The sequence below is a fragment of the Lysinibacillus sp. FSL H8-0500 genome (genome assembly GCF_038051955.1).
Classification (GTDB): domain Bacteria; phylum Bacillota; class Bacilli; order Bacillales_A; family Planococcaceae; genus Lysinibacillus; species Lysinibacillus macroides.
Window position 1 is genome coordinate 3,903,986 of record NZ_CP150292.1, and the last position, 23,797, is coordinate 3,927,782.

General features: G+C 37.5%; 23 protein-coding genes. 9 read left to right on the forward strand and 14 right to left on the reverse strand.

The window, feature by feature from the left end; all coding sequences use genetic code 11:
• Positions 1–27 precede the first annotated feature (27 nt).
• Positions 28–1,365 (forward strand): hemolysin family protein, encoded by a 1,338-nt coding sequence (locus MHB44_RS18650; RefSeq protein ID WP_341300382.1) that lies wholly within the window; start codon positions 28–30, stop codon positions 1,363–1,365.
• 170 nt (positions 1,366–1,535) lie between these two features.
• Positions 1,536–2,423 (forward strand): cation diffusion facilitator family transporter, encoded by an 888-nt coding sequence (locus MHB44_RS18655; protein ID WP_341300383.1) that lies wholly within the window; start codon positions 1,536–1,538, stop codon positions 2,421–2,423.
• 41 nt (positions 2,424–2,464) lie between these two features.
• Here MHB44_RS18655 and MHB44_RS18660 read toward each other — a convergent pair whose 3' ends face one another.
• The 6 genes from MHB44_RS18660 to MHB44_RS18685 form a co-directional block, all read right to left on the reverse strand.
• A complete protein-coding gene (locus MHB44_RS18660; RefSeq protein ID WP_341300384.1) occupies positions 2,465–5,059 on the reverse strand; it encodes an S-layer homology domain-containing protein in 2,595 nt (864 codons plus the stop codon).
• A gap of 174 nt (positions 5,060–5,233) precedes the next feature.
• Entirely contained in the window at positions 5,234–5,965 is a 732-nt protein-coding gene (locus MHB44_RS18665) for a hypothetical protein (protein WP_053995176.1), read from the reverse strand.
• 433 nt (positions 5,966–6,398) lie between these two features.
• Positions 6,399–6,989 (reverse strand): response regulator transcription factor, encoded by a 591-nt coding sequence (locus MHB44_RS18670; RefSeq protein WP_341303003.1) that lies wholly within the window; start codon positions 6,987–6,989, stop codon positions 6,399–6,401.
• Positions 6,976–7,197 carry a hypothetical protein gene (locus MHB44_RS18675; protein WP_341300385.1) on the reverse strand — a complete coding sequence of 74 codons (222 nt, stop codon included), beginning with the start codon at positions 7,195–7,197 and terminating at the stop codon, positions 6,976–6,978. Before MHB44_RS18675 ends, MHB44_RS18670 begins: the two co-directional genes overlap by 14 nt.
• Positions 7,198–8,029: 832 nt before the next feature.
• A complete protein-coding gene (locus MHB44_RS18680) occupies positions 8,030–8,773 on the reverse strand; it encodes an effector binding domain-containing protein (protein WP_341300386.1) in 744 nt (247 codons plus the stop codon).
• 61 nt (positions 8,774–8,834) lie between these two features.
• Entirely contained in the window at positions 8,835–9,752 is a 918-nt protein-coding gene (locus MHB44_RS18685; RefSeq protein ID WP_341300387.1) for a YafY family protein, read from the reverse strand.
• Positions 9,753–10,251: 499 nt separating this feature from the next.
• Here MHB44_RS18685 and MHB44_RS18690 point away from each other — a divergent pair, with 499 nt between their 5' ends.
• Entirely contained in the window at positions 10,252–11,373 is a 1,122-nt protein-coding gene (locus MHB44_RS18690; RefSeq protein ID WP_341300388.1) for a response regulator, read from the forward strand.
• 55 nt (positions 11,374–11,428) lie between these two features.
• On the opposite strand, the gene MHB44_RS18695 is transcribed toward MHB44_RS18690, so the two are convergent.
• Complete coding sequence (locus tag MHB44_RS18695; RefSeq protein WP_341300389.1) at positions 11,429–12,076, reverse strand: response regulator transcription factor; 648 nt, start codon at positions 12,074–12,076, stop codon at positions 11,429–11,431.
• 12 nt (positions 12,077–12,088) lie between these two features.
• Complete coding sequence (locus tag MHB44_RS18700; RefSeq protein WP_341300390.1) at positions 12,089–13,204, reverse strand: GAF domain-containing sensor histidine kinase; 1,116 nt, start codon at positions 13,202–13,204, stop codon at positions 12,089–12,091.
• Between the two features lie 192 nt (positions 13,205–13,396).
• Here MHB44_RS18700 and MHB44_RS18705 point away from each other — a divergent pair, with 192 nt between their 5' ends.
• The gene (locus tag MHB44_RS18705) at positions 13,397–13,813 is read left to right on the forward strand and encodes a disulfide oxidoreductase (protein WP_341300391.1); all 417 of its coding nucleotides are present in this window, start codon (positions 13,397–13,399) and stop codon (positions 13,811–13,813) included.
• Between the two features lie 54 nt (positions 13,814–13,867).
• Entirely contained in the window at positions 13,868–14,707 is an 840-nt protein-coding gene (locus tag MHB44_RS18710; protein WP_341300392.1) for an RluA family pseudouridine synthase, read from the forward strand.
• A 46-nt stretch (positions 14,708–14,753) separates the two neighbouring features.
• Here the strand turns inward: MHB44_RS18710 and MHB44_RS18715 are convergent, their stop codons facing one another.
• Positions 14,754–15,584 carry an aldo/keto reductase gene (locus tag MHB44_RS18715; RefSeq protein ID WP_341300393.1) on the reverse strand — a complete coding sequence of 277 codons (831 nt, stop codon included), beginning with the start codon at positions 15,582–15,584 and terminating at the stop codon, positions 14,754–14,756.
• A gap of 71 nt (positions 15,585–15,655) precedes the next feature.
• Positions 15,656–15,829, reverse strand: coding sequence for a hypothetical protein (locus MHB44_RS18720; protein ID WP_341300394.1), 174 nt, complete (start codon positions 15,827–15,829; stop codon positions 15,656–15,658).
• Positions 15,830–16,224: 395 nt separating this feature from the next.
• Here MHB44_RS18720 and MHB44_RS18725 point away from each other — a divergent pair, with 395 nt between their 5' ends.
• Positions 16,225–17,073 carry a VOC family protein gene (locus MHB44_RS18725; RefSeq protein WP_341300395.1) on the forward strand — a complete coding sequence of 283 codons (849 nt, stop codon included), beginning with the start codon at positions 16,225–16,227 and terminating at the stop codon, positions 17,071–17,073.
• A gap of 44 nt (positions 17,074–17,117) precedes the next feature.
• Here MHB44_RS18725 and MHB44_RS18730 read toward each other — a convergent pair whose 3' ends face one another.
• The 4 genes from MHB44_RS18730 to queG all read right to left on the reverse strand — a co-directional run bounded on the left by MHB44_RS18730 (position 17,118) and on the right by queG (position 20,631).
• Positions 17,118–18,143: a DUF4179 domain-containing protein gene (locus MHB44_RS18730; RefSeq protein ID WP_341300396.1), complete on the reverse strand. Its 1,026-nt coding sequence runs from the start codon at positions 18,141–18,143 to the stop codon at positions 17,118–17,120.
• On the reverse strand, positions 18,140–18,703 hold the full coding sequence (locus MHB44_RS18735; RefSeq protein WP_341300397.1) for a sigma-70 family RNA polymerase sigma factor: 564 nt from the start codon (positions 18,701–18,703) through the stop codon (positions 18,140–18,142). Before MHB44_RS18735 ends, MHB44_RS18730 begins: the two co-directional genes overlap by 4 nt.
• A 139-nt stretch (positions 18,704–18,842) precedes the next feature.
• Complete coding sequence (gene trmL, locus MHB44_RS18740) at positions 18,843–19,316, reverse strand: tRNA (uridine(34)/cytosine(34)/5-carboxymethylaminomethyluridine(34)-2'-O)-methyltransferase TrmL (protein ID WP_053995190.1); 474 nt, start codon at positions 19,314–19,316, stop codon at positions 18,843–18,845.
• A 184-nt stretch (positions 19,317–19,500) separates the two neighbouring features.
• Positions 19,501–20,631, reverse strand: a complete 1,131-nt coding sequence (queG, locus tag MHB44_RS18745; protein ID WP_341300398.1) for a tRNA epoxyqueuosine(34) reductase QueG — start codon at positions 20,629–20,631, stop codon at positions 19,501–19,503.
• 59 nt (positions 20,632–20,690) lie between these two features.
• Between queG and MHB44_RS18750 the strand changes: the two genes are divergently transcribed.
• The 3 genes from MHB44_RS18750 to MHB44_RS18760 all read left to right on the forward strand — a co-directional run bounded on the left by MHB44_RS18750 (position 20,691) and on the right by MHB44_RS18760 (position 23,762).
• Positions 20,691–21,398, forward strand: coding sequence for a phenylalanine--tRNA ligase beta subunit-related protein (locus MHB44_RS18750; protein WP_341300399.1), 708 nt, complete (start codon positions 20,691–20,693; stop codon positions 21,396–21,398).
• A complete protein-coding gene (locus MHB44_RS18755) occupies positions 21,395–21,904 on the forward strand; it encodes a hypothetical protein (RefSeq protein ID WP_341300400.1) in 510 nt (169 codons plus the stop codon). Before MHB44_RS18750 ends, MHB44_RS18755 begins: the two co-directional genes overlap by 4 nt.
• A gap of 271 nt (positions 21,905–22,175) precedes the next feature.
• Entirely contained in the window at positions 22,176–23,762 is a 1,587-nt protein-coding gene (locus MHB44_RS18760) for a catalase (RefSeq protein ID WP_341300401.1), read from the forward strand.
• The last annotated feature ends 35 nt before the right edge of the window (positions 23,763–23,797 follow it).

Consider the following 23,797-nt stretch of genomic DNA (forward strand, 5'->3'; position numbering starts at 1 on the left):
CAAAGGGATTATTTGGACGGAGACATATTGGAGATAACCATTAGGTTGGCGGCATTCGCCCTGCTCATTATAATGACAGGATTTTTCGTTGCAACTGAATTTGCCATCGTTAAAGTGAGGTCTACACGTATTGATCAATTGCTCGCAGAAGGGCATAAAAAAGCGAAAAACGCAAAACGTGTTGTGTCAGATTTAGATGAATACTTATCTGCTTGTCAGCTAGGTATTACCATTACTGCACTTGGTTTAGGTTGGCTTGGTGAGCCTACCTTTGAAATTATTTTACACCCAGTGTTTGAATTTCTAAACTTGAGTGGTAGTATAACATCTATCCTTTCATTTATACTTGCATTCTCACTTGTAACGTTTATGCATGTTGTTATTGGGGAATTGGCGCCAAAAACATTAGCCATCCAAAAAGCAGAACTTGTTACATTAGCCTTTTCAGGTCCATTAATTTTATTTCACAATATTACCTATCCGATCATTAAGCTATTAAACGGCTCTGCTCGTGCCTTAACAGGTCTTTTCGGCTTAAAAATGATGTCTGAATCAGAGGTTGCTCATACAGAGGAAGAGCTGCGTATGATTTTATCGGATAGTTTAAAGGGTGGAGAAATTAATAACGCAGAATATGAATATGTAAACAGTATTTTTGAATTCTCAGATCGTCTTGCAAAGGAAATTATGGTTCCTCGCACTGAAATCGTCGGTATTGAAAAAGAGCTAACCATTAAAGAAGTGTTCGATTTAATGGGGGTTGAGCAGTATACGCGTTATCCAATTATTGATGGTGATAAAGACCATATTATTGGCTTAGTTAACATGAAGCATTTATTAACCGCTTACATTAAAGACTCGAAAAATGGTGATAAACCTGTTATAGATTATATGCAGCCGATTATTCGAGTGATGGAAACTACACAAATTAACGAGCTATTACTAAAAATTCAACGCGAACGTATTCATATGGCAATTTTAATGGACGAATATGGCGGAACATCTGGCTTAGTCACAATCGAAGATATTATTGAGGAAATTGTCGGTGATATTCAAGATGAATTCGATGAAGATGAAATTCCTGAGGTACAAGAAATTGCAGAAAATCATTTTATTTTAGATGCCAAGATGTTGCTTGAAAATGTAAATGATATGCTGGGTACTGACATAGAAGACGATGATATTGATACGATTGGTGGTTGGTTTATGACAAAGCGCTTTGATGCAGTCGAAGGAGATAGCATCCAAGAGCAAGGTTATGAATTTATCGCCAAAGAATTAGATGGTCACCATATTTTATACTTAGAAATTCTGAAATTGCCTGAAAGTGATTTATTAAATAAAATTGACACGGTGATTGACTAATATAAATTTGCCTTATCACCTTTGCCATGATACGATTATAAACATGGTTTTTCGCTTACACTCTATAGGGGTGGGAGCAAATACTGTCATAATAAATAATAGAAAACGACTCCCTTTTTTCAAAGGGGGTCGTTTTCTAATGTTCGAAAGTTTTGTGAGGAGGAAACAATATGGAGCTCTATACAAATTTACGTCAAGGGGAAAAAGGCGCTTGGTTATCCATTGGTACATATTTAATCCTAAGCTCCATTAAGCTCACGATTGGCTATATTGGCACCTCAGAGGCATTAAAGGCAGACGGTTTAAATAATACGACAGATATTATTGCCTCCATCGCCGTATTAATTGGCTTACGCATTGCACAGAGGCCACCTGATTCCAATCATCAATACGGTCATTTACGTGCTGAAACGGTTGCCTCTTTAGTAGCATCTTTTATTATGCTTATTGTTGGTCTTCAAGTTCTTATCAATTCATTACAAAGCCTATGGGAGCCTACTGGTACAACACCCTCCCTTTCAACAGCTTATGTCGCTATGGGAAGTGCCGCTGTGATGTATGTGGTGTATCGTTATAATTTGGCACTCTCTAAAAAAATTAAAAGTGCCGCTGTGAAAGCAGCCGCCTTTGATAATCGCTCAGATGCACTTGTTAGTATTGGTACAGCCATCGGGATTTTTGGCGCGATTTTCGGCTTTCCGATTATTGACTCACTAACAGCGCTTATTGTTGCCTTATTAATTATCAAAACTGCTGTCGAAATTTTTTGGGAGGCTGTACAAAGCCTAACAGATGCGTTTGATATCGAAGAGGCGGAAACTTTATCGGTATTAATCCGCAATGTAGAAGGTGTCCAAGAACTGATTGACCTTCGTGGTCGCGCACATGGCAATATGTATTTTATCGATGTAACTGTAACTGTAGATCCAATGTTAAATGTAATAGATAGCCATCGTATTACTGAAAAAATAGAAAAAACGGTTTTACGCGAAAACCGTTTCTGTGAAGTGCTTGTGCATATCGAGCCAGCTAGTCACCCCCACTTAACTGATGGTTGAAGTGGGGAGTTAACACTTACTGTTTTAGAAAGAGGACACCCTTATTCGAAAAAGTATTTGTGCCCGTCTTTCAAGATATAGTCATGAGTCGTTGCCGCTTTCTCTATATCCTTAAATGCCCAATGTGTTGTAGATACATCTAGGAAGCTTGGTGTTCTTGCCCCCTGTAGTGGATCAAAGTTAAACATGCGGTTTATCATAACAACAGCTTGTGCACGGGTCAGGTAGGCATTCGGTGCAAAACTGCCATCTTCGTAACCATCGATAATACCTGTTTCGCGATTCGCTTCAATAATCCATTGTGCCCAATGCCCTTTTGTATCGTTAAAAGTAATCATCCTATTTTTGTCAATCGTTAACTCTTTGAAATTCGCAATTAGGGTTGCCATTTCTGCACGTGTAATATGTTCATCTGCACGAAAATTACCATTTTTATCACCATTCATAATGCCACGCTCTTTCAAAAAGGTTATTTCCTCCACTGCTTGATGGTCTTTGGCGATGTCTTTAAATGGTGCGTTTGTAGCCTTTGTTGTACTGGCTTGGTAGACTAAAACACGCGCAATCATTATGGCTACTTGCGCACGTGTAACATTTTTATTTGGACCAAATGTACCATCAGGGAAACCTTGGATATAGGCACGATGTGTACCGTTTGCTTGTATTACTGGTGGTTTTGGTTCTGGCTGAGGTAATGGAACGGGTTGTTCTGGCGTTGGTGTCCACGGGATCCACCAATCACCATTTTCTGTACGATCATTAGATGAGGTATCCGCTAAACGTGTCACCTCCACCATATATTCCTTGCCATCTGCTGTGAGGATCACCACTCGATTCATCCCGACTGCTAATGGGATGGAATCTGTTACTTCTTTTCCATTTACTTTTAGGGTAACGGGTATTCCTCCTGTATCGAATGTCATATGGGAGATAGGAAAATCCACTGTTAGTTGATACTTCATAATATCAGGTGAAAAATTTGGACTTAATGTACCTGCGGATGGTATTAATACTTTTAATCCCTGTTCTACTTTTTCATTTACTTTTACAAGGTTATTTTGCATGGTTGTTAAGAGCTCTAATGCTTTTTGGACATCCTCTTTTGTAGCCTTCTCATCCGCTAATACCTTTTGTGCTTTGGCTAATGCCTCTTGATACTTCTTCCAACTATCCGATGTGTAATCTTTTTCATGTAAGGTCTTGCTTTCATCCACTTTTTTTTGCAGGGCAGTTTTGTCAACTAACTCTGTTTGAATCGTGAACTTATGAGTTTTTTTCCCTATTATTTTTCCATCAGGTACTGATTTTGCTATTACAGTGAACGTATATTTACCATTTATTAAGTTCTCATTTGGTGTAAACGACCATTTCCCTGTCTGCTCATCTACTTGCCCCAAAATTCGTTTATCATTTACATCCACCAGTGCCACATCAATTGTTGTTGTACCATTTGTTGTGACACTCCCCTTAAATTTTAGTTGCTCAAGGTCTGTAATAATGGCACCATCTTCAGGTTCTGTAATTTCTAAAGCATCTACTACTACTGGTGGCTCTGGATCATCGGGATCTGGGTCTGGTGGTTCTGGTTTAACAGCGTCAAGCGTAAGATAGATTTTATCCTCCATATCCCCATCATTTTTCTTCAATGCGATCGTTCCTTGACCTCTATCAAGTATAAACTTATTTTTATCTTGCCTTGTTACTGTGTAATCTTTGCTACCTTCCTTCATCCCACTAGCTATTAATACATCTTTATTCGCTACCGGTTCCTCCTCCGTAGAGACACCAATATCGTGCTTTAGTTTTTCACTTACAAATAATTGCTGTCCTTTAGCCAAATAGACATTGGAAGGAATTTGTCGATCTTCTTCCAAATAATTGCCCATAATTTTAGCATTAGCATAAATGTATACCTTGCTATTCCCTTCTACCCGCAAACCGCTACCTATATTGCCACTAATAATCGCATTCCCAATATGAAGTTGTGCCTTATCCGTCAGATGAATAGCACCTTTTGTTGATCTTAGATTTGTAATCTCTACAACATCACCTGGTGTATCTATTTTATCTATATCTATAATTATAATGCCACCATTGTTGTGAATTACCCCCTCCCCGTTAACTGAGGAATCTCTAATAATTATGTCTTGAGTGAATGCGATGGTTGCCTTGTTAGAAACTGCAATAAATGGCTTTTTTCTAGGAATATTATCCCCTGATAGTATAAAATTTTGGATCCTAACAGAACCCTTTGTAACATTGATAAAAGGCTGCTCTTGATCTCCCCCTGTAAATTTTATGATCGTATTCTCGCTCCCCTCGTTTCCATATCTCATACCTACTATAACCACTTCTTTGTTCTTATTAGCGTTTAAGGCTTGCCCAGCTACATCTAAATCAGTATAGATGGCAATCACATCCCCATTTTTCGCTTTATCATATGCTGCTTGAAGTGTTTTAAAAGGTTTTTCAAATGTCCCGTTATTTTTATCATCTCCCTTAACCGCTGATACACAAATGATCGTTGAATCAGCCTTTGCTTTCTCTGGTACGCTAACGACTACCGCACTACTTACCATTAAGGTTGCAGCTAAAAAAAGATTCCAAGGCTTCTTCCCCTTTTTTTTCTTATCCACCCTTTGATTCCTCCATTCAAAAGATATAACAACACTCCATGTTTGCCAAAGGAGTATGATACATTGATTTACTGAAATAACAAAAAGCCATACTCGAAAATAATGGTTACACCCATTTCGGCATATGGCTTTGCTTTTACATTTCTTCATTTTGCTATATCGAAAATGGATTGATTATGATTCTTTAGTACCGATTGTAAAGCTATCTACAATTGTTACGCCATCTTCTGCATATACAGGCACAGTATAAGATTGTTGCCCTGAATTGATATATGCTGTTACTTCATCAAACGTCGTTAATTCTGGATAAAGCTCTTTCGCATACACATACCCTTCAACCCCATTTGTTCCAATAACTGCTACTAAATCTGGACTATCTTCTAGTGACTCTGCATAAAAATCAGTGCCATATGTTAAACCATTTTCATTGACTGCATATGCTTCTTCTGGCATTGCAGTAAGAAGAGAGTAACTTTGTAGAATTGGTGTTGCATTACTCGTATAGGTGCTATAACTATTCCCTTTATAAAACTTCATCTGCGATTTTGCATAGTGCGTTCCTTCACCAACAAGGATCGGAGAAGTTATTGTAAAGTAGGAGCTATTGTAGTTACTAAACTGCCAACCACTAGATACAACAAGCTTTCCCTTACTTGTATATAACTTTGCATCAATTCCCATTGAAGGGGCCAACCCTGTAGAAACTTCAACTGTACCTTGAGCCCAAGTACTTGACCCATATTGATGAATTGTTGAATAGTAGGAATATGAATGCCCACCTACATTCGCTTGCTTTTTAGGACTTTCTGCGCTTAAGGCAAAAGCACTCCCTTGAAAACCAGACATTGCTACAAACATAGCCATTGCTGCAATAACCACTAACTTTAACATACTCAATTTCTTCATATTCTCTTTCTCCCTTTATATAATTTAAAAAGAATCTCTCTTTTCACACTTATATTACCAATTTTTCCATTTAAATTAATAGTGCGGTTTTCCACATTTATTTTATGCGTTGACAAATTAAATAATTAATGTTAATAAATAGGTTTTTATAGTCACGCATATGGCAATATGTATTTTTCGATGTAACCGTAACTGGAGAAATGATGTTAACTATAATAGATCGTCATCGTATGACTGAAAAAATAGAAAAAATCATTTTTATGAAGCACTTATACATGTTGAACCAAAGCCTCTTACTGAATGATGGTAAGAGGCTTTGGTTCATACGAATGTTTTTTATCTATTCATCTCCTTCACAAGAGAGATTTCGCTCTATTTAGCTCTAAAGTAATTTAAGATATTTATTCAAAATAAGTAGTGAAAAGCTTAAAGTCTATTCAAATTCACTCCACTTACTAATAGCTTCCACTCTTGACATAACATTTAACTTTGAAAAAATCTGTGTTAAATCCTTTTCCACAGTTCTTTGACTGACATATAATTCAGAGGCAATTTCTTTATTTTTTGCACCTGTTTTTGCTAATTCCATAATTTTTCTTTGCCGTTCTGTTAAATGGAAGATCTTCTTATTTTGAATGATTGTTCGAAGTATATCCAATGGAATAATTACATTTCCTTCATATGCATATTGAACCGTATCAATCAACCGCTTTTTACTTTCTGTTTTATTAATAAATCCAATTATCCCTTTCTCCAATAAATCAGGTATATGTTGCTCAATATTATGACCTGTATAAATAATAGCTACAGCCTTTGGATGAATTTTTACTAGCTGTTCTACAAAGGTCAGCCCATTCATATCTTTTAAATGAAAATCAATCACATATACATCATAGAGTTCTGAACTTAGCTGTTGTAAAGCGTGTGTTGGCTCTGTAAAGACATCTACTTGACTATTTTCGATTCCCATTTGCAATATTGCCTGTGTTCCCTCACCTAATGCTATATGGTCATCTACTACCATAATCTTCAATATACTCACCCTTCTGCATTGTTGTAGTAATAAGTGTTTTTTGTGGTTTGTTAGATAAAACGTTAAAAGTTCCATCATAATAGTTGATTCTTTCTTGTCTACCTCCTAGCCCAATATTCGGTTTTTGATTAGGTTTATTCTGTGAAATAATTTGTAATGTTACTACAGTTGCATTTGCATGTTTATCTGCCTTCCACAATAGGCTCCTGTACCATACGATAAATAACAGCGGCTTGTTGGAGGGATAAATCTTTTAACAGCTATTTAAATTACTTTAGTAATTCCTCCAATGATTTATTGAGACCAAATGTTTCAATAAAAAGCGAATATAAATTGTCACACAACTAAAAAGTAAATCGCCAAGCGTCATAAAAAATAAATACTGCTAGTGCTTGTAATTCCTGTAGTAAGTTCTTTTCTAAAGATTTCAAACATGAAAAAATACCTCTTCTTTTGGTATAGTTGATTTGCCTAGAATCCCTATCAAAACAAAAGAGGTGTCTTTTCCTATGTATGCTAGAGAATAATGATTCAAATACGCAACTACCTACTGAAATAGAATCCGTATTGAAAGAATTAGATATTCTCAAACACCTGCGTAATGCTGGCACTCCTAAGTCTTTTGGCTTTTCCAATGCTTCTATTTTCCAATTAATCTTTTGTTTCATCTTTGAACATAAAACTTGCTTCGTATGCTGGCTAGTAAGAAGTCGCCAGATCTCCCTGCTAAAGATACATTTATTGTTTTTTAAACAAGGTGACCTTATGCTGTTATAATAAATCTGTTAAGTACTCTTCAAATTTACTTGATAACCAAGGCTTTCTAACTGTATCCTTATACACTCTCTATAAAACATCTTTTTCCACATTACCCAGTATATACTCTTTATAAAAGTATTTTATCACATTAACATCTGTTTTTGGTTAATATTTGAAATAAAAGTTTCTCCATTTTTACACGAAAAGCATTTTTGTGAGATATTTATACCAACAACAAGCCTCCTACCACTATTCGGGTAGGAGGCTTGTTGTTATTTAATTGCAATATAAATAGCTACCTGTGCTTCTTGTGGATTAGTGCTACGTTCATCATATAATTCAAAGTCACCAGTGTAAGCGCGTTCTACATCTGAGCCTGCAAACCATGCCCAAATATCCTGCCATACCTGAATAACAATCTCTGGTATTGCTCCCCTCTTAGAGGTAAATACCATATACTTAGCTGCCGGTATTACTTTGAGCACCATACCAGTAGGAACCTCACTTCTATTGGTTACTCCTATTCCAAGTGTTATTGTATAATCTCCATTGACATCTGTTTGATAGTCCGAATATAATGCATAAATCGTTTGGTTATCTGGATTTGTACTTTGACCAATAATATTTTTCTGATAAAAGTCTGACCATAATTGCGGGATTTTGGCTTGTGCTGTAATTTCCTTCGCATTGCTTGTATTAGCTGAGATACCTACAATATAAAACGCATCTCGTTCCACTATTTTTGGCACTATTAATTTATCCTTTCTCCAGCGCTTTAAGCTTGGTAAAAAAGAAGCTAGCATTTTATGGGCTTCCCCTTCTGACATTCCATCTTGCTGTAAATACGGGAGACAATACTCTATCATTTCTGTCACTGTCAAATTCGGCTGCTTAAACTCCCCTGCTTCATAGCAATACACACAGTACTCCTGACTCTTTTGCCCCTCTTGTTCAGTGCCTAATAATGATTCATCCACTAATGGCATACCACAGCTTTGACAATTGTTTGGCATCATTGCTTCCACCCTTCACCTTATTTGTTACCAACAATAGCAAAGGAAACCTGACAACTGTTTGTCAGGTTTTATATAAATGGACAATTTCCTGTGCACGCTTTTGAATAATGTCTCTTATATAAGAAGGTTCAATGATTTTTATACGATGACCAAAGCTAAGCAAGAAACCATAGAGCCACTCATCCTCTGGTATGGCTATCACAATCATTGCACGCTCATAATCGATATGTTCAGACCCAAATGATTCTTCCACTAATGTTGTTATGGCTCTATCAAAGGAGATTACTAAATTAACAAGGTTTTGCGGCTGATGCCACGCTTTATTCCATGGAAGCTTCGATAAATGTACTTCTCTACGCTCAAAGGTTGCTGTTTGTAGCTGTAACTGGTTCATTCTAACAAGCTTAAATAGGCGAAAACCCTTTCTTAATGTGCAATAGCCATATAAATACCATAGCCTCCCTTTTTGCACTAATGTATGTGGCTCAACTAAGCGCTTGGTTTGCTCACCATATGTAGTGGAATAACTAAAGCTTACATACTGTTCATTTTTAATCGCATTTTTTAATAATGTAAGTTTCTTCTTCATAAGCGTATTTGGCTGCCAAGGACTGAGGTCTATAAATAGGTGCTCTATAGACTGTTTAGTCGTATCATCTGCAATGCTTGTTAATTTTTCCAGTACTGCCTCTGCATGTGCATCCTCATAGCCTGTTAACGTACTTTTAATCGCTATTGATAGCGAAGTAAGCTCAGCCTTTGTTAAAACTTGCTTATCCATACGATAACCCTCTATTAACCAAATGCCGCCATTTACTCCTTGTTGGCTTATAACGGGAATACCTGCACAGCTCAATGTTTCAATATCTCGATAAATCGTACGAACAGATACATCCAATAGGTCTGCTAATTCCTGTGCCTTCACCTTTCTTCGGTTAATTAAAATCATCGTCATTGTAAGTAGTCGTTCTAATTTCATTGTAACACCTCTCTTTCTACATATTTCCTTATACCTATTATTGTTGTCATATTAATTACTAATACACTAGTTATTTAAGTATTCTTTAAGTTTTATTTAAACCAAATGTACTATAATACCACTAGTAAATTATTACAATATCATACAAATAATACTTGTTACTTATGAGAACTAGTCATTCTTTCCGGAAACAGTGTTGTTTTATTTTTTATAAGAATTGTTTAATCATTAAAATGATAGCTAGCTGTTCCATGATCATTACATAATTCTTTTAATTTTCTTAACACACTTAAAAGCTTTTTCTGTATATGAGATGGTGATGGATTAGCTTCAATATTTCATTATAATAAATTCCCTTTCAATAAAATCAATTATTTAACAAAAATAATTAAATATTTTTCCATTATATGCTCTTTTATTATATAAAACAAAGACTTTTAGACTAAAATAAGCTAGAGTTTAATAGTTTTTAATTTAATTGTAAGAAGGAGAGTTTGATATGATTCGAGCCGTTTTACTAGATAATGAACCTTTAGCTTTACATTATTTTCAAAATAAACTACAAACATTTCAGCAAATACAAGTCATTCAAACCTTTACAAGCATTGAAACCTTTCTAAATGAGCTACCCATGATAGAGTTTGATGTTATATTTTTAGAGGTAAAGCTACAAGAACTTTCTGGACTTGAAATCGCTGATATTATTAAAACAGAGCGTTCCTATGTAAGTGTTGTATTTATTACTACCTATCAGGAGTTTGCGCTACAAGCCTATGAAATTGGCGGTCTTGATTATTTATTAAAGCCTATCAATCATGCACGCCTAGCAAAAACAATAACCCGTATTGAGCATGAGTTTTCAATTCAGCAAATGTTACAGCAACATGCACACACTATACTCAATGTACAATGCTTTGATCAATTTGCTGTCTATAGCAATAAGCGTTTAGTGGCATTTAAAACGGAAAAAACAAAGGAATTATTTGCTTATTTTATTTTGCATCCTAATATACCCATTCATCGGGATTATTTAATTGAAATTTTATGGCCAGATTTAGACTATGTACGCGCAAAATCCAATCTTCATACGGCATTGTCATATTTAAGAAAAGCACTAAATACGGTTGGCTATAATAATTGTATTGTTTTTTCAAATAAATACTATGTCTTTGAAAAACCGAATATTGTCTGTGATTTATATGATTTCCAAAAATTTTATGAGGAATTTTTAAAATTGGAGTCTCCTCCCATTTCATTAATTGATCAATGTTTGGCAATTTATAAAAATGGTTTGTTTATATACGATGACTATGAATGGGCTACTACTTATAAAGATAAACTAACGAAATCATACATAGAGTTGTTAGAAAAAGGGTTTCAAAAAACTGTCCTTTCTGATATAGAGAAAGCCATGGATTTTTTAAATAGGGTATTAGAATATGATCCCTATAACGAACAAAAGCTTGAACATTATTTATATACATTAATCCAGGCTGGACTTCATAAGCAAGCATACAGCGTTTTTCAAACATACCGTCAAAAATTAAAGGAAGATTTAGCACTCACACCAAGCTCTACCTTATTAGAAATATCAAAAAAATTATTTGCACAGCATAGCTAATACTATATAAAAACGACGGACTGCTACATAGTTTGTAGAAGCCCGTCGTTTATTTTTAAATGCCACTGCCCTCTGTTAGGCCATGTTTAACAGCATACAGTGCGGCTTGTGTTCGATCTTGTACTTGTAACTTGGTAAAAATATTAGAAATATGTGTTTTCACCGTTTTTTCTGTTACAAATAAGGAAGCTGCAATTTCTCGATTACTTTTTCCCTTCGTAAGCTCAGCCAACACATCCTGTTCACGTGGCGTTAGTGGATTTAAAAGGTGTGGGGCATTTTGGGATTCTTGGCGCTCCATTTCAAGCGTTGACGTAGCCTCAGGATGCAAAGTGTTTTCACCACGCATAATACGACGAATGGATAAGACCAATTCATCTGGCTCAATATCTTTTAACTGATAGCCTGCCGCTCCAGCCTCCATTGCTGGCACTACATGGTCACGATCAGAAAAGCTCGTTAGCATTAAAATTTCAATTTGTGGAAACTTTGCTTTAATACGCTTTGTCGCTTGAATACCATCCATGTCAGGCATTACTAAATCCATTAAAATAATATCTGGTTGGATGCTTTCTGCTAATGCTACAGCTTCATATCCATTTTTCGCCTCACCAACCACTTCAATATCCTTTTGTGTCTTTAAAAAAAACAATAGTCCTCGACGCACCACATGATGATCGTCTGCAATTAATACACGTATCATGTTTTCTCCCCCTTAATACGGCAAGCGAATTAGTAGCTCTGTGCCTTTGCCAATTTCACTTACCCAATCAGCAGTGCCACCCACTGATTTTGCACGATCTTTGATGGATTGTAAGCCCATTGATAATAACTTTGTATTGTTATCAATGACAAAGCCTCGTCCCTCATCACGAATAACGAGTAAAATATCTGTCGATGTAACTGTAATGTACAGTGCCGCTTCTAGTACGCCTGCATGACGACGTATATTATTAAGGGCCTCCTGTGCTACACGAAATAATGTTTCTTCAATACGTGAAGGAAATTGCAGGACACCTGAAACCGTAACATGTAGTTTTAAGCCAAGCATGTCAGCGTATACTTTAATCGCTTCCAGTAATCCGTTTTCTAGGCCTTTTGGTCGCAGTTGCCAAATAAGTGCACGCATTTCTGTTAGAGCATCTTGTGTTAAATGCTGTATTTCTTTAAAGGTTTCTTTAATATCGCTATCCTCTGTCATTTCGATACCAGCTCTCGCTGTTAATGTCACTGAGAACAATAGCTGATTTACAGAGTCATGTAAGTCACGTGCTAGACGGTTTCGCTCCTTAACAAGTGCCATTTCTTGCTCTTGCTTGGTCAGTAAAATACGCTTAATAGCAGAGCCCATCTGAAATGCTACAGATTCTAATAAAGCTAGCTCTTCTTCTGAAAAGCGTACTGTATCCTTGGAAGCAACATTTAATACGCCAAAACGCTCTTGTCCAGATTGCAAGGGCACTGTTGCATGATGAGTAATACCTGCGTGATCGCCAACATTTGCAGCTATGGCACTTTCAATACGTTGACATTCAATAATATTAGAGGCTTTTTTTAGCTCCTCATTACGATAACGAGATACACACCAACATCCGCCCTTTTTTAAATAATGACAATGATTATATTCCAAGGCCTCTGGCAAATTTTCATGAACAACCAGTTCTGAGCGTCCCTTTGCATCAATAAAAAATATCCAACCGGTTTCAAAGTTAGTGCCATTTAAAAATCGAATTAGTGCACCTTTTAGCATTGTGGCAATTTCAGTTTCTTCATTTAACAGCTCAGCAATTTCTTTTAAAATACTGATATTGGAATGCTCATTTTCTTTCACGAAAACACCTCTTCTTTAGCGCTACTTTAATCATACCATTAAGGAATTAGAAACGTCTGCATCAGCCATTCATACTTTAGACTGAAATTCATCTTTCATGGATACAACTTATTTTGTGTAACTTCATTTACATCTAAAACGGGAACAACTATAATCGTACAAGTACATAGTTTGATGAAGGGAAGAACTCAGATGTCTAAAAAAGAGGAAAATAGCTTATTATTTATTTGGATTGTTTCAGTTATAGCGACACTTGGTTCACTATATTTTTCTGAAATTCGTCATTATGAGCCTTGTAAACTGTGTTGGATTCAACGTATTTTTATGTACCCTATTGTTATTATAGTAACCATAGCATTTATCCAAAAAAATGCACGTATTGCTGTTACAACAGCCGTTTTTTCTGTAATTGGCGGTTGTATCTCGCTCTACCATTACGGCATCCAAAAGCTTAGTTTTTTAGCCGAAAATGCTCCTTCCTGTGGTGCCATATCTTGTACAGGTCAATATATTAACTGGTTAGGCTTTATAACTATTCCATTTTTGGCGTTAACTGCATTTTTGTTAATTGCAGGAGCTAGCTTCTATTTAATAAAGGCTACAAAATAATTAGGAGACCGTGTTCTACCGATGGAATACGGTCTTTTCTACGGAGGAAGATGAATGTTTCTTTATGAAATCAATGAAAATCATGTAACGATTGAAGAGCTATTACGTAATCATTGGCGACTTGGTAAAAAGCTTGTCCATGAGTTACGAATGGCTAAAGCAATCACACTGGCAAATGATGAGCTTATTCAATGGAATACACCATTACAGGCAGGTTCAATCATCAAGGTGGCATTCTCTATCCCAACCTCTAACTACAAGCCAACACCTATTTGTGCAATTGATGTGGTTTATGAGGATGACCATTGCTTAATTGTATCGAAACCTAAGGGGATGTCAACGCACCCCAATGATGCTCGTGATACACATACTTGTATGAACCACGTTATGGCACATATTAAGGAACAAGGCGGGATTTATGCAGAACATATCCATCGGCTCGATAAAGGGACACAGGGTTTATTACTCGTAGCAAAGCATCCATTAGCAAAATCCATTTTCGATCGGATGATTGAGGAAAAATCCATTATTCGTATGTATGCGGCAGAGGTGCAGGGTAATATCCGTGGAGCATCTGGCACAATTTCTGAACCTATTGGAAAGGACCGCCATCATGCTACAAAACGTGTGGTCTCTAAATCTGGACAACATGCCGTCACACATTATGAGGTGGTGGCACGTTATAAAAATTCCTGTGTAGTGCATCTTATTTTGGAAACAGGCAGAACACATCAAATTCGTGTCCACTTAGCCTATATTGGTCATCCGATTATTGGGGACACGATGTATGGCGCAAGAGTAACAGCGAGCGACGATTATGAGCTTCATGCCATCCAATTAGAATTTGACCATCCATTTTTAAATAAACGGATTATTGTCAAAGATAAACAGTAAGCAAATAATCCCGCTTTCTCTATTCAAGAAGCGGGATTATTTATAACTAAAAATCAAACTTAAAATGATCTGGATGTTGTCCAAAACGTTGATCACGATTTAATGTAGCCATTTTAGCCATCTGCGCTTCAGTTAATACAAAATCAAAAATTTGTGCATTTTCCTTGATTCGGCTAGGTGTCACTGATTTAGGTATAATAAGTGTATCATTTTGTAAATGCCAACGTAACACGACTTGTGCAGCTGTTTTGCCTATGTCCTGCCCTAATTCCACAATGGTAGGGTCATGCAGCACACCACCACGACCAAGCGGTGACCATGCTGTAACTGCAATTTGATGTTCCCTGCAAAATGCGCTTAATGGTTGTTGCTGTAAATAAGGGTGCAATTCCACTTGATTTACCATTGGCACAGTATTTGCCTTTGCCAATATTTTTTCTAAATGATGCTCATGATGATTTGATACACCTGTTGCACGAATTAACTTTTCATCGTAAAGTCGTTCAATCGCTCGATATGTTTCTTCAAATGTTTCTGGGACAGCCCAATGAGTTAAATATAAATCTAAGTAATCCATATTTAAATTCTTTAACGAAACCTCAAAAGCACGTAATGTCGCATCATAGCCTTGGTCATTATTCCATACTTTTGTGGTCACAAAAATATCCTCGCGTGGAATGCCTGAATAACGAATCGCTTCTCCGACCTCTGCTTCATTGCCATATAAAGATGCCGTATCAATAGCGCGATAACCAAACTTTAATGCTGTATCAATCGCCTGCAATGTTTCCTCACGCTCTGTCATTTTATATACACCTAAGCCAAATCGAGGCATTTCTACACCATTTACTAATGTTTTAGTCGATTGTAAATGCAAAAATCACAACCCCTTTCTTTTCCTAGTACCATTATACAAAAAATTGGTTTTAAGAAAAATAAAGAAGTTTTTTACCTGTCTTTTTCTATTTCAGCATCATCTAATTGAATAGGGTCGGCAATTCGTTCATCCTCAGCAAGCTCTAAGCCATCTCGTAAATGCTCCATCTGCTTGCCTAAATCTTTTAATTCCTTCATATCTCTTGCCATCGTTCCATTTTCAATATTTGGTACCTTTTTCTCCATAATGATCACCTCACTGCTAGTTTTCCCGCTATCGCTATGTTTGAACCATTTCCGCCATATTTTATTTAGCTATGTCATTTCATTTTTATAGTGGATAGGCTATACTAAAAAGAGATTTCTTTATAACATGAGGAGGGTTACTTCCATGAAATTATTATTAATCATTGGCGTAACAGTTGCTTTCTTAACAGCTATTTTCACTGCTGGATACGAAGGCGACTACAAAGCTGACAAATAAGAGCTCAAGAAACTCACTAAGCCTATTAAGGTGCTTAGTGAGTTTCTTATTTTTGATAGAGCAATAGCCCTCTTGACTTTCTTTTATTTTTCTACTAATATAACTTACATAAAGTAACTAAATAAAAAAAGATAACTTAAGTCTGGAGGCATACTCTATGCATTTTCATGAAAAACCTAACACATATGTCACAAACGTTGAATTAAAGGTAAGTGATCTCCACCGCTCCTTACGATACTATCAAGAAGTAATCGGCTTTCAAATTTTGCAGCAAGAAACCTATAAAGCAACTTTAACAGCGGATGGACAAACAGCATTATTAACCATTGTTCAGCCTGAAAGCGTAGAAGAAAAAGTAGGCCAAACAACTGGCTTGTATCACCTTGCCCTACTATTACCGAGCCGCCGTGATTTAGCCAATATTATTAGTCATTTTCATCAAAAAAACGTATACTTTGGAGCTTCTGACCACCATGTAAGTGAAGCACTTTACTTAAATGATCCTGATGGTAACGGTATTGAAGTGTATGCAGATCGTCCTGAGCATGAATGGCTATGGCATGTCAATCAGGTGCATATGGTAACGGAGCCGCTTCATATTCATTCTATCTTAGCAGAGGGTGATGGTCGCTGGAATGGACTACCTGCTAATACAGTAATGGGGCATATTCATTTATCTGTCTCTAACTTAGCAGATGCAGAACAATTTTATACAAAGGGATTAGGTTTTGACATTGTTACACGTTATGGTACTCAAGCATTATTTATTTCTACAGGTCGCTATCATCATCACATTGGCTTAAATACGTGGCAATCCGCGAATGCACCGAAGCTTGGTGAACATCAAGTCGGTTTAAAAGCAGTTTCATTGCGTTTAAATGATGAAGAACAGGCCACAACGATGAAAGCAAATCTTCGTGCCATCGGTGCACCTGTAGTAGAAGTAGACGGAGGATTCCAGACAGAAGACCCTGCTGGTAATGTGGTGTTATTGAAGTTTTACTGAATAGGCATCCCCCTATAAATAGTCTCACTATAGGGGGCACTTTTCTATTTTTTTAGATCAATAATAATTGGCTTAAGTTTTATGTCTATATAGTCTTTGCCATCCCAAAGACTTGCCATCTCCACAGGCTGAATAATTAATTGACTCGCTCCTTCCTGAATAGCATCAAATGTAGTGGAACCATTCAATGTCTTTTGGCTATCCACACTTGTACTAGGACCACTCAGACCATTTACATACGTATGTCCAAGATCATCTGTTATATAAAATAGCGGTGTGACCCCATCCCATTTTTCAAGTAATTCATCCGATACTAGCTGTTCGTATGAAATAATGGTTGATATATCCGTAAATTCAATGGATTGAAGTGTGAAGCTAATATCTTGATGCTGTACAGTTTGATTAATAAGTTGTTTATTACCATTTAAACGATTTAATGAGAAAGCGAACGACCAGTCTCCTTTTACTTTCAAATCCTCTGTAGTACTATAAAAAACTTTAGGTTCCCAAGTAACATTCACTGTTTCCGGATACTGCTCATCCTTAAAAAATGGTGTAACTCTTGCTAAACCAACGTAACGTGTCTCACTAATTTTCGTTATTTGCATGCTGCCACCAGCTCCAATCTCACCAGCCACAGAAAACCAATGAGGTGCAGATATAGAGACATCCTGACCAAAATCATGCTCAGTCTCAAAGGCAAAGGAGACGATCACATTCGTCCCATCGTATATGGCATCATCAATCATCACTGTAATACCATTACTTGTTTCGATAAGACCAACATCCGTCGAGAAAATGTCAAAACCTTTATATGAACGGTCATCATCTTGGAAATAATCAATAACATTATCCATAAACGGAATTTGTGAAGCAACAGATGGGAATGCAAAGCCTGTGAATGTAGTAGCACCGACCATGATAATGGCAACAGCTGCTAATCGTCGCCAAATAGATGCTTGACGACGCTTTTTCAACACATGCTGTTTGACACGCTGCTTTTCGACCTCGGATACTTCTACTAATTCTAGCTCATCAATATCTAAATTCATCCATTCCTTCATGCTCATACAAATTGCCCCTTTACCTTCATATTTGTCGCTAATACTTTCTTTCCGCGATATAAACGATTATCAACAGCTGCTTTCGTCAGCCCTAACGCTTCTGCAATCTCATTGTTTTGGAGCTGCATATAATATTTCATCATAAAAATATCGCGATCTATATCTGCTAGCTGACTGATGGCTAATAATAATTCGTTTTTTTGCTCCCGCTGTAAAATGGAGGTGTCTGTCTGTAAGGAACTTGCCTGTTGCTGAAGGGGCTCATCAGATTGCTCGTATGACAATTGTTTTTCTGTTTGCCGATACCGGTCAATCGCTTTATATTTTGTAATGACACCAATCCATTTTTTAAAATCTTGTGCGTCCCCTTGAAACTGATGTGCATTTTGCCAAACGATTAAAAATACATCATTGATACATTCCTCAATATCTGGCCGTTTCATATTATGCAAAATTTTTGTAGCAATGGTTTTGACAAGTGGCATATATGCATCAATGATATATTCGAGTGCATCTTCTTTTTGTTTTTGTAATCTGACAATAAAATTGGTCGGTGAACTTTTCATGTACTTCGCTCCTTAACTTATTGAAAAAGCTTTCTTATCAAGTACAACGAATACTTCTATTATTTATTCTCAAAAAAAGACCCGAGCGACGATAAAAGTTTTTATTGTCGCTCGAGCATTGATTTATTTAGCTGGAGAATCAGTGTAAACCTGGATAACCTTGTTGACGTAAAGCCTCATAAATAACAATTGCCGCAGTATTGGATAGATTCAATGAACGTACATGCTCACTTTGTGGAATACGCAGGCACATATCTCGGCGCTCATAGGCAAACTCCTTGGGCAAGCCTGTTGTTTCCTTTCCAAACATAAAGTAAATATCCCTTTCTCGATTGCTAAAATCATGCGTGGTAAATGGTTCCTCACTATATGTTTCAATTAAATAAACATCACCATTTTTCGAGAATTCTATAAAGTCTTCTAGTGAGTCATGGTAGACCACATTGACACTATGCCAGTAATCTAAGCCCGCACGTTTTAGCATTTTATCATCTGTAGAAAAACCAAGTGGACGAATTAAATGCAATGATGTATTTGTACCAGCACAAGTACGGGCAATATTTCCTGTATTTGCAGGGATTTCTGGTTGATATAAAACGATATGCAATGGCATAACGGTACACTTCCTTATTAAAAATTTCTTTGGATGGCAGTTCATTTTAGTTGGTACTTCGAGCGGTTTTTCTCCTAATTTGAGCGGTTCTCACGCTTTTATGAGCAGTTCTACCCTTGATTTGAGCGGTTTCCCCACTTTTATGAGCGATTCTACCCCTGATTTGAGCGGCTTCGCTCCAACATTAATAAAAAAACTGTAAACCTTTTTGAATTTCTGCAAGCACCTCTTCATCCTGCTCTATCACTTCTGCTTCATGCAAGGCAGCTTGTGCTTGTTCTCCACCTATTTTGCCTAAAGCCCATGCTGCTGTACCACGAATAACAGGTCGTTCATCTTTTTGAAGTAAGGCAATTAAATCTGGCACGGCAGGCTTCTCTTTAAAATGGGCAAGCGCAAAAATTGCATTGCGTTGAATAGGCTTTTTCCCCCGCCACGAGCCTGAAACATGACCAAATCTCGCCTTAAACTCTCGATTAGAGATTGTTAAAAGTGGTGTTAACAATGGTTTTGCAAGCTCAGGATCTGGCTGAAATTCCTCATGAATCCAGTTAATTTTTCCTTTATTTTTAGGGCACACTGTCTGGCATGTATCACAGCCATATAGACGGTTGCCAATATGACTCCGAAACTCATCTGGAAGCATGCCCTTCGTCTGTGTTAAAAAGGCAATACAGCGCTGGGCATTTAGCTGTCCTCCCTCGATTAATGCTCCTGTTGGACACACATCTAGGCATAGACGACAGTCCCCACATTCATCCTCCATTGGCTGATCTGGTGCAAAGGGAATATTCGTAATAAGCTCTCCTAAATAGACGTAGGAGCCAAATTCAGGGGTAATAATTGAGCAGTTTTTGCCGCTCCATCCTATTCCTGCTCGCTCTGCTACTGCTCTATCCACAAGAGCTCCTGTATCTACCATTGATTGAATACATATACCTTCAACACGTTCCTCAAGCCATGCAGATAATAGAGCCAGCCGTTCACGTAATGCTGTATGATAATCGACACCCCAAGAAGCACGGCAAAATATTCCTCGTCTTGCACCCTTTTTACCAACTGGTGCATTTTGCATACGTGAGGGATAGGCAACAGCTATCGCCACAATGCTCTGTGCTTCATCTAATAATTGAAGGGGTTCAGTCCGTTTTTCAATATCACTTTCCTCAAAGCCTGATTGATAGCCAAGCTCCTGCTGACGACGCAATCGGTTTTTTAATTCTGTAAAGGGAGCCGCTGTTGTAAAACCTATTTTATCAACGCCAATGGACATCGCATAGGCCACAAAATCACGTTGTAGGTCATGTATGTTCATTTTATTTCCAACTCCTTACATGGTACAATAATAAAAACAGTTAAAGTAGGTGATGTTTTTTGGAAATTTCAATGAATCAATCTCTCTTAACAAAACATCCTGAACTAAAAATCGGCATTATCCATTATACCAAAATTGTTGTGGCAGAATCGCCTCAAATGATTAAAGGTCGTATGCAATTGTATCAGGAAAATCTTTTTATAGAAATGCAGGACCAACCTGTGACACAGCGTGGAGGGATTGTAGAATGGCGACAGCTATGGAAAAAGCTTGGTGCTGACCCAAATCGTTATCGCCACTCAGCAGAAAGCCTAATGCGTCGGGTTAGTAAACAAAACTACTTAACACCCTTTCATTCAGGGGTTGATTTAAATAATTTCTTCTCGCTACAATATGAGGTTCCTGTTGGTCTATACGATATGGCACAACTAAAAGGGAATGTAGAAATTGCTTTAGGAGATGAGGGGGTTGGCTATGAAGGCTTAAATGGCCGCTTTAATTCCTTAAAAAATATTCTCTACAGCCATGATGAAATCGGTGCATTTGGCTCACCTTTTGTTGATTCTAAACGTACAGCTGTTTCAGAGGACACAACCGAGGCATTACATATTTTTTATCTACGACCATCATTGTCAACGGAAGCAGCGAATGATCTTCTTGCAGTAGCAGGTAAAATGTTTCATCAAATTCATGGCGGTGATTATCAGATTGCTCTCCTATCAAATGATGCACCATCCATAATACTCGAAAAGGACGTGTCTTCATGATTAATCTTGCAGAGGCTGTAAAACTAAAAAGTATTTTAGGCAAGAAAATTCAAGAGCTTGTTGAGGAATTACATCGCAGTGCTTTTGTCACGGTAGAAAAAGGACAAGCACCTAAAACAAGTAATCGAGCCCTAGCTATTATTGAAGGAGAGTTAGCACAAGTTCGCCTTGATGCACGTACCTTAGATCGTTTAGTCTATGAAGCAAATATTCAAAATTTCGTAGATTTTAAAGGAGAACAGCTAGCATTAGTAGAAGCCATTGAGCTAGCCACACAGCTACGTGCTGAGGTAGAGCTGTGTAAAGGCTTTAGTATGCGCGAAAAGGAAAGCGTGCGACTTGGCTATGGTGAAAATACAGTGCTTTATGACATCGCAATGTACGAGCCTGATGCCTATCGGGAGCGTGCAATTCAGCTTGAAAAAGATGCACATAGGCTATCCAATCTAATTAACGCTAAAAATTATAGTATACAGCTTAACTTTGATGATTCTCGTTATTTCTAATCTCGGGGCGGTGAGACTCCAAACCGAGTTGGATGTGCCGTTTTCAACCTTAGCTATGGAAAACCAATAACAAGTGACCTGTTACTGTATGACCAATGACTACTCACCAACCATAGGCAATGGCCATACTCAAAAAACTTGGAAAATTATTTGAAAACGCCATCCAAAGGCTCTCTTACATCTTGCATGTAGGAGAGCCTTTTATTTTATGTCTAATTTGCCCCAATAACGGACAATATAGAACTATCTATTAAGAAAGAGGGGTCATATTATGACAAAGCACAATGATTCAACACATGAGCAAGATACAACCTTGACAAACAGACAGGGGCATCCCGTAACAAACAATCAAAATCTACGAACAGTAGGTAATCGCGGCCCTGCAACGCTTGAAAATTATGATTTCCTAGAAAAAATGAGTCACTTTGACCGTGAAAGAATTCCAGAGCGAGTCGTGCATGCTCGTGGTGCTGGCGCACATGGTTATTTTGAAACCTATGGTACTGTTGGTGATGAGCCAATTGCTAAATATACACGTGCAAAGGTCTTTCAGGATAAAGGAAAGCAGACACCTGTCTTTGTACGCTTTTCTACGGTTATTCATGGTGGTCATTCTCCTGAAACATTACGAGATCCACGGGGCTTTGCTGTAAAATTTTATACAGAGGATGGGAACTGGGACTTAGTCGGAAATAATTTAAAAATCTTCTTTATTCGTGACGCCCTCAAATTTCCAGATATGATTCATGCCTTTAAGCCTGACCCTATTACAAATATCCAAAACGTTGAACGCTTTTTTGATTTTTGTGCTAGCTCTCCAGAAACCTTCCATATGGTAACATTCGTCTACTCACCTTGGGGCATTCCAGCGAATTACCGAATGATGCAGGGCTCTGGCGTTAATACGTACAAATGGGTGAATAATGAAGGAAAAGCCGTTCTGGTGAAATATCATTGGGAGCCGCTTCAAGGTATTAAAAACTTAACACAAAAGGAAGCGGAAGAGATTCAGCAGAAGAATTTCAATCATGCTACACAGGATTTATATGATGCCATTGAACGTGGAGAATTTCCTGAATGGGAGCTACATGTTCAAATTATGGAGGATGGCCCACATCCTGAGCTTGATTTCGATCCATTGGATGACACAAAGCTTTGGCCAAATGACCAATTCCCCTGGCACCCTGTTGGCAAAATGGTGTTAAATAAAAACCCTGAAGATTATTTTGCTGAGGTAGAGCAGGCAACTTTCGGCACGGGGGTACTTGTCGATGGCTTAGATTTTTCAGATGATAAAATGCTGCAAGGTCGTACATTTTCTTATTCGGATACACAGCGTCATCGCGTAGGCGCTAACTATTTACAATTGCCGATTAATGCACCGAAAAAGCGTGTCGCAACAAATCAAAGCGGTGGTCAAATGATGTATAAACGCGATCTAGCACCTGGGCAAAATCCGCATATTAATTATGAGCCTTCGATGTTAAATGGTTTAAAGGAAGCAACACAAGCTGGGAAAGAATATACACCATTTGTAGAGGGAAATCTTGTTCGCGAATCTATTGACCGTCAAAATAATACAAAGCAAGCTGGTGAAACTTATCGTAGCTTTGAGCAATGGGAGCGCAATGAGCTGCTTGAAAATTTAATACGTGATTTAGCAGTCTGTCATATGGATATTCAAAATGCCATGATTGCTTTAGCAGAGGAAGCCGATGAAGAATATGGCCGCTTATTGAAGGAAGGTTTGCATAAAGCTCGCAAAGATGCTAGTGCTTCAAAGCCTCTTGGCAATATTGATGGTAATCAAGCACCCCAAGACGCTGTTAATAAAGGACATGATGCTGAGCCTTATTAAGGAATAATGGATGCTATCCGCTAATTGAAGGAGTT

What these genes read in the sequence shown, in the direction of transcription:
- MHB44_RS18655 (WP_341300383.1), top strand. Translation starts at nt 1,536, where the DNA reads ATGGAGCTCTATACAAATTTACGTCAAGGGGAAAAAGGCGCTTGGTTA.
- MHB44_RS18665 (WP_053995176.1), bottom strand. Translation starts at nt 5,965, where the DNA reads ATGAAGAAATTGAGTATGTTAAAGTTAGTGGTTATTGCAGCAATGGCT.
- MHB44_RS18670 (WP_341303003.1), bottom strand. Translation starts at nt 6,989, where the DNA reads ATGGTAGTAGATGACCATATAGCATTAGGTGAGGGAACACAGGCAATA.
- MHB44_RS18680 (WP_341300386.1), bottom strand. Translation starts at nt 8,773, where the DNA reads ATGATGCCAAACAATTGTCAAAGCTGTGGTATGCCATTAGTGGATGAA.
- MHB44_RS18685 (WP_341300387.1), bottom strand. Translation starts at nt 9,752, where the DNA reads ATGAAATTAGAACGACTACTTACAATGACGATGATTTTAATTAACCGA.
- MHB44_RS18690 (WP_341300388.1), top strand. Translation starts at nt 10,252, where the DNA reads ATGATTCGAGCCGTTTTACTAGATAATGAACCTTTAGCTTTACATTAT.
- MHB44_RS18695 (WP_341300389.1), bottom strand. Translation starts at nt 12,076, where the DNA reads ATGATACGTGTATTAATTGCAGACGATCATCATGTGGTGCGTCGAGGA.
- MHB44_RS18705 (WP_341300391.1), top strand. Translation starts at nt 13,397, where the DNA reads ATGTCTAAAAAAGAGGAAAATAGCTTATTATTTATTTGGATTGTTTCA.
- MHB44_RS18710 (WP_341300392.1), top strand. Translation starts at nt 13,868, where the DNA reads ATGTTTCTTTATGAAATCAATGAAAATCATGTAACGATTGAAGAGCTA.
- MHB44_RS18720 (WP_341300394.1), bottom strand. Translation starts at nt 15,829, where the DNA reads ATGGAGAAAAAGGTACCAAATATTGAAAATGGAACGATGGCAAGAGAT.
- MHB44_RS18725 (WP_341300395.1), top strand. Translation starts at nt 16,225, where the DNA reads ATGCATTTTCATGAAAAACCTAACACATATGTCACAAACGTTGAATTA.
- MHB44_RS18730 (WP_341300396.1), bottom strand. Translation starts at nt 18,143, where the DNA reads ATGAGCATGAAGGAATGGATGAATTTAGATATTGATGAGCTAGAATTA.
- MHB44_RS18735 (WP_341300397.1), bottom strand. Translation starts at nt 18,703, where the DNA reads ATGAAAAGTTCACCGACCAATTTTATTGTCAGATTACAAAAACAAAAA.
- trmL (WP_053995190.1), bottom strand. Translation starts at nt 19,316, where the DNA reads ATGCCATTGCATATCGTTTTATATCAACCAGAAATCCCTGCAAATACA.
- queG (WP_341300398.1), bottom strand. Translation starts at nt 20,631, where the DNA reads ATGAACATACATGACCTACAACGTGATTTTGTGGCCTATGCGATGTCC.
- MHB44_RS18755 (WP_341300400.1), top strand. Translation starts at nt 21,395, where the DNA reads ATGATTAATCTTGCAGAGGCTGTAAAACTAAAAAGTATTTTAGGCAAG.
- MHB44_RS18760 (WP_341300401.1), top strand. Translation starts at nt 22,176, where the DNA reads ATGACAAAGCACAATGATTCAACACATGAGCAAGATACAACCTTGACA.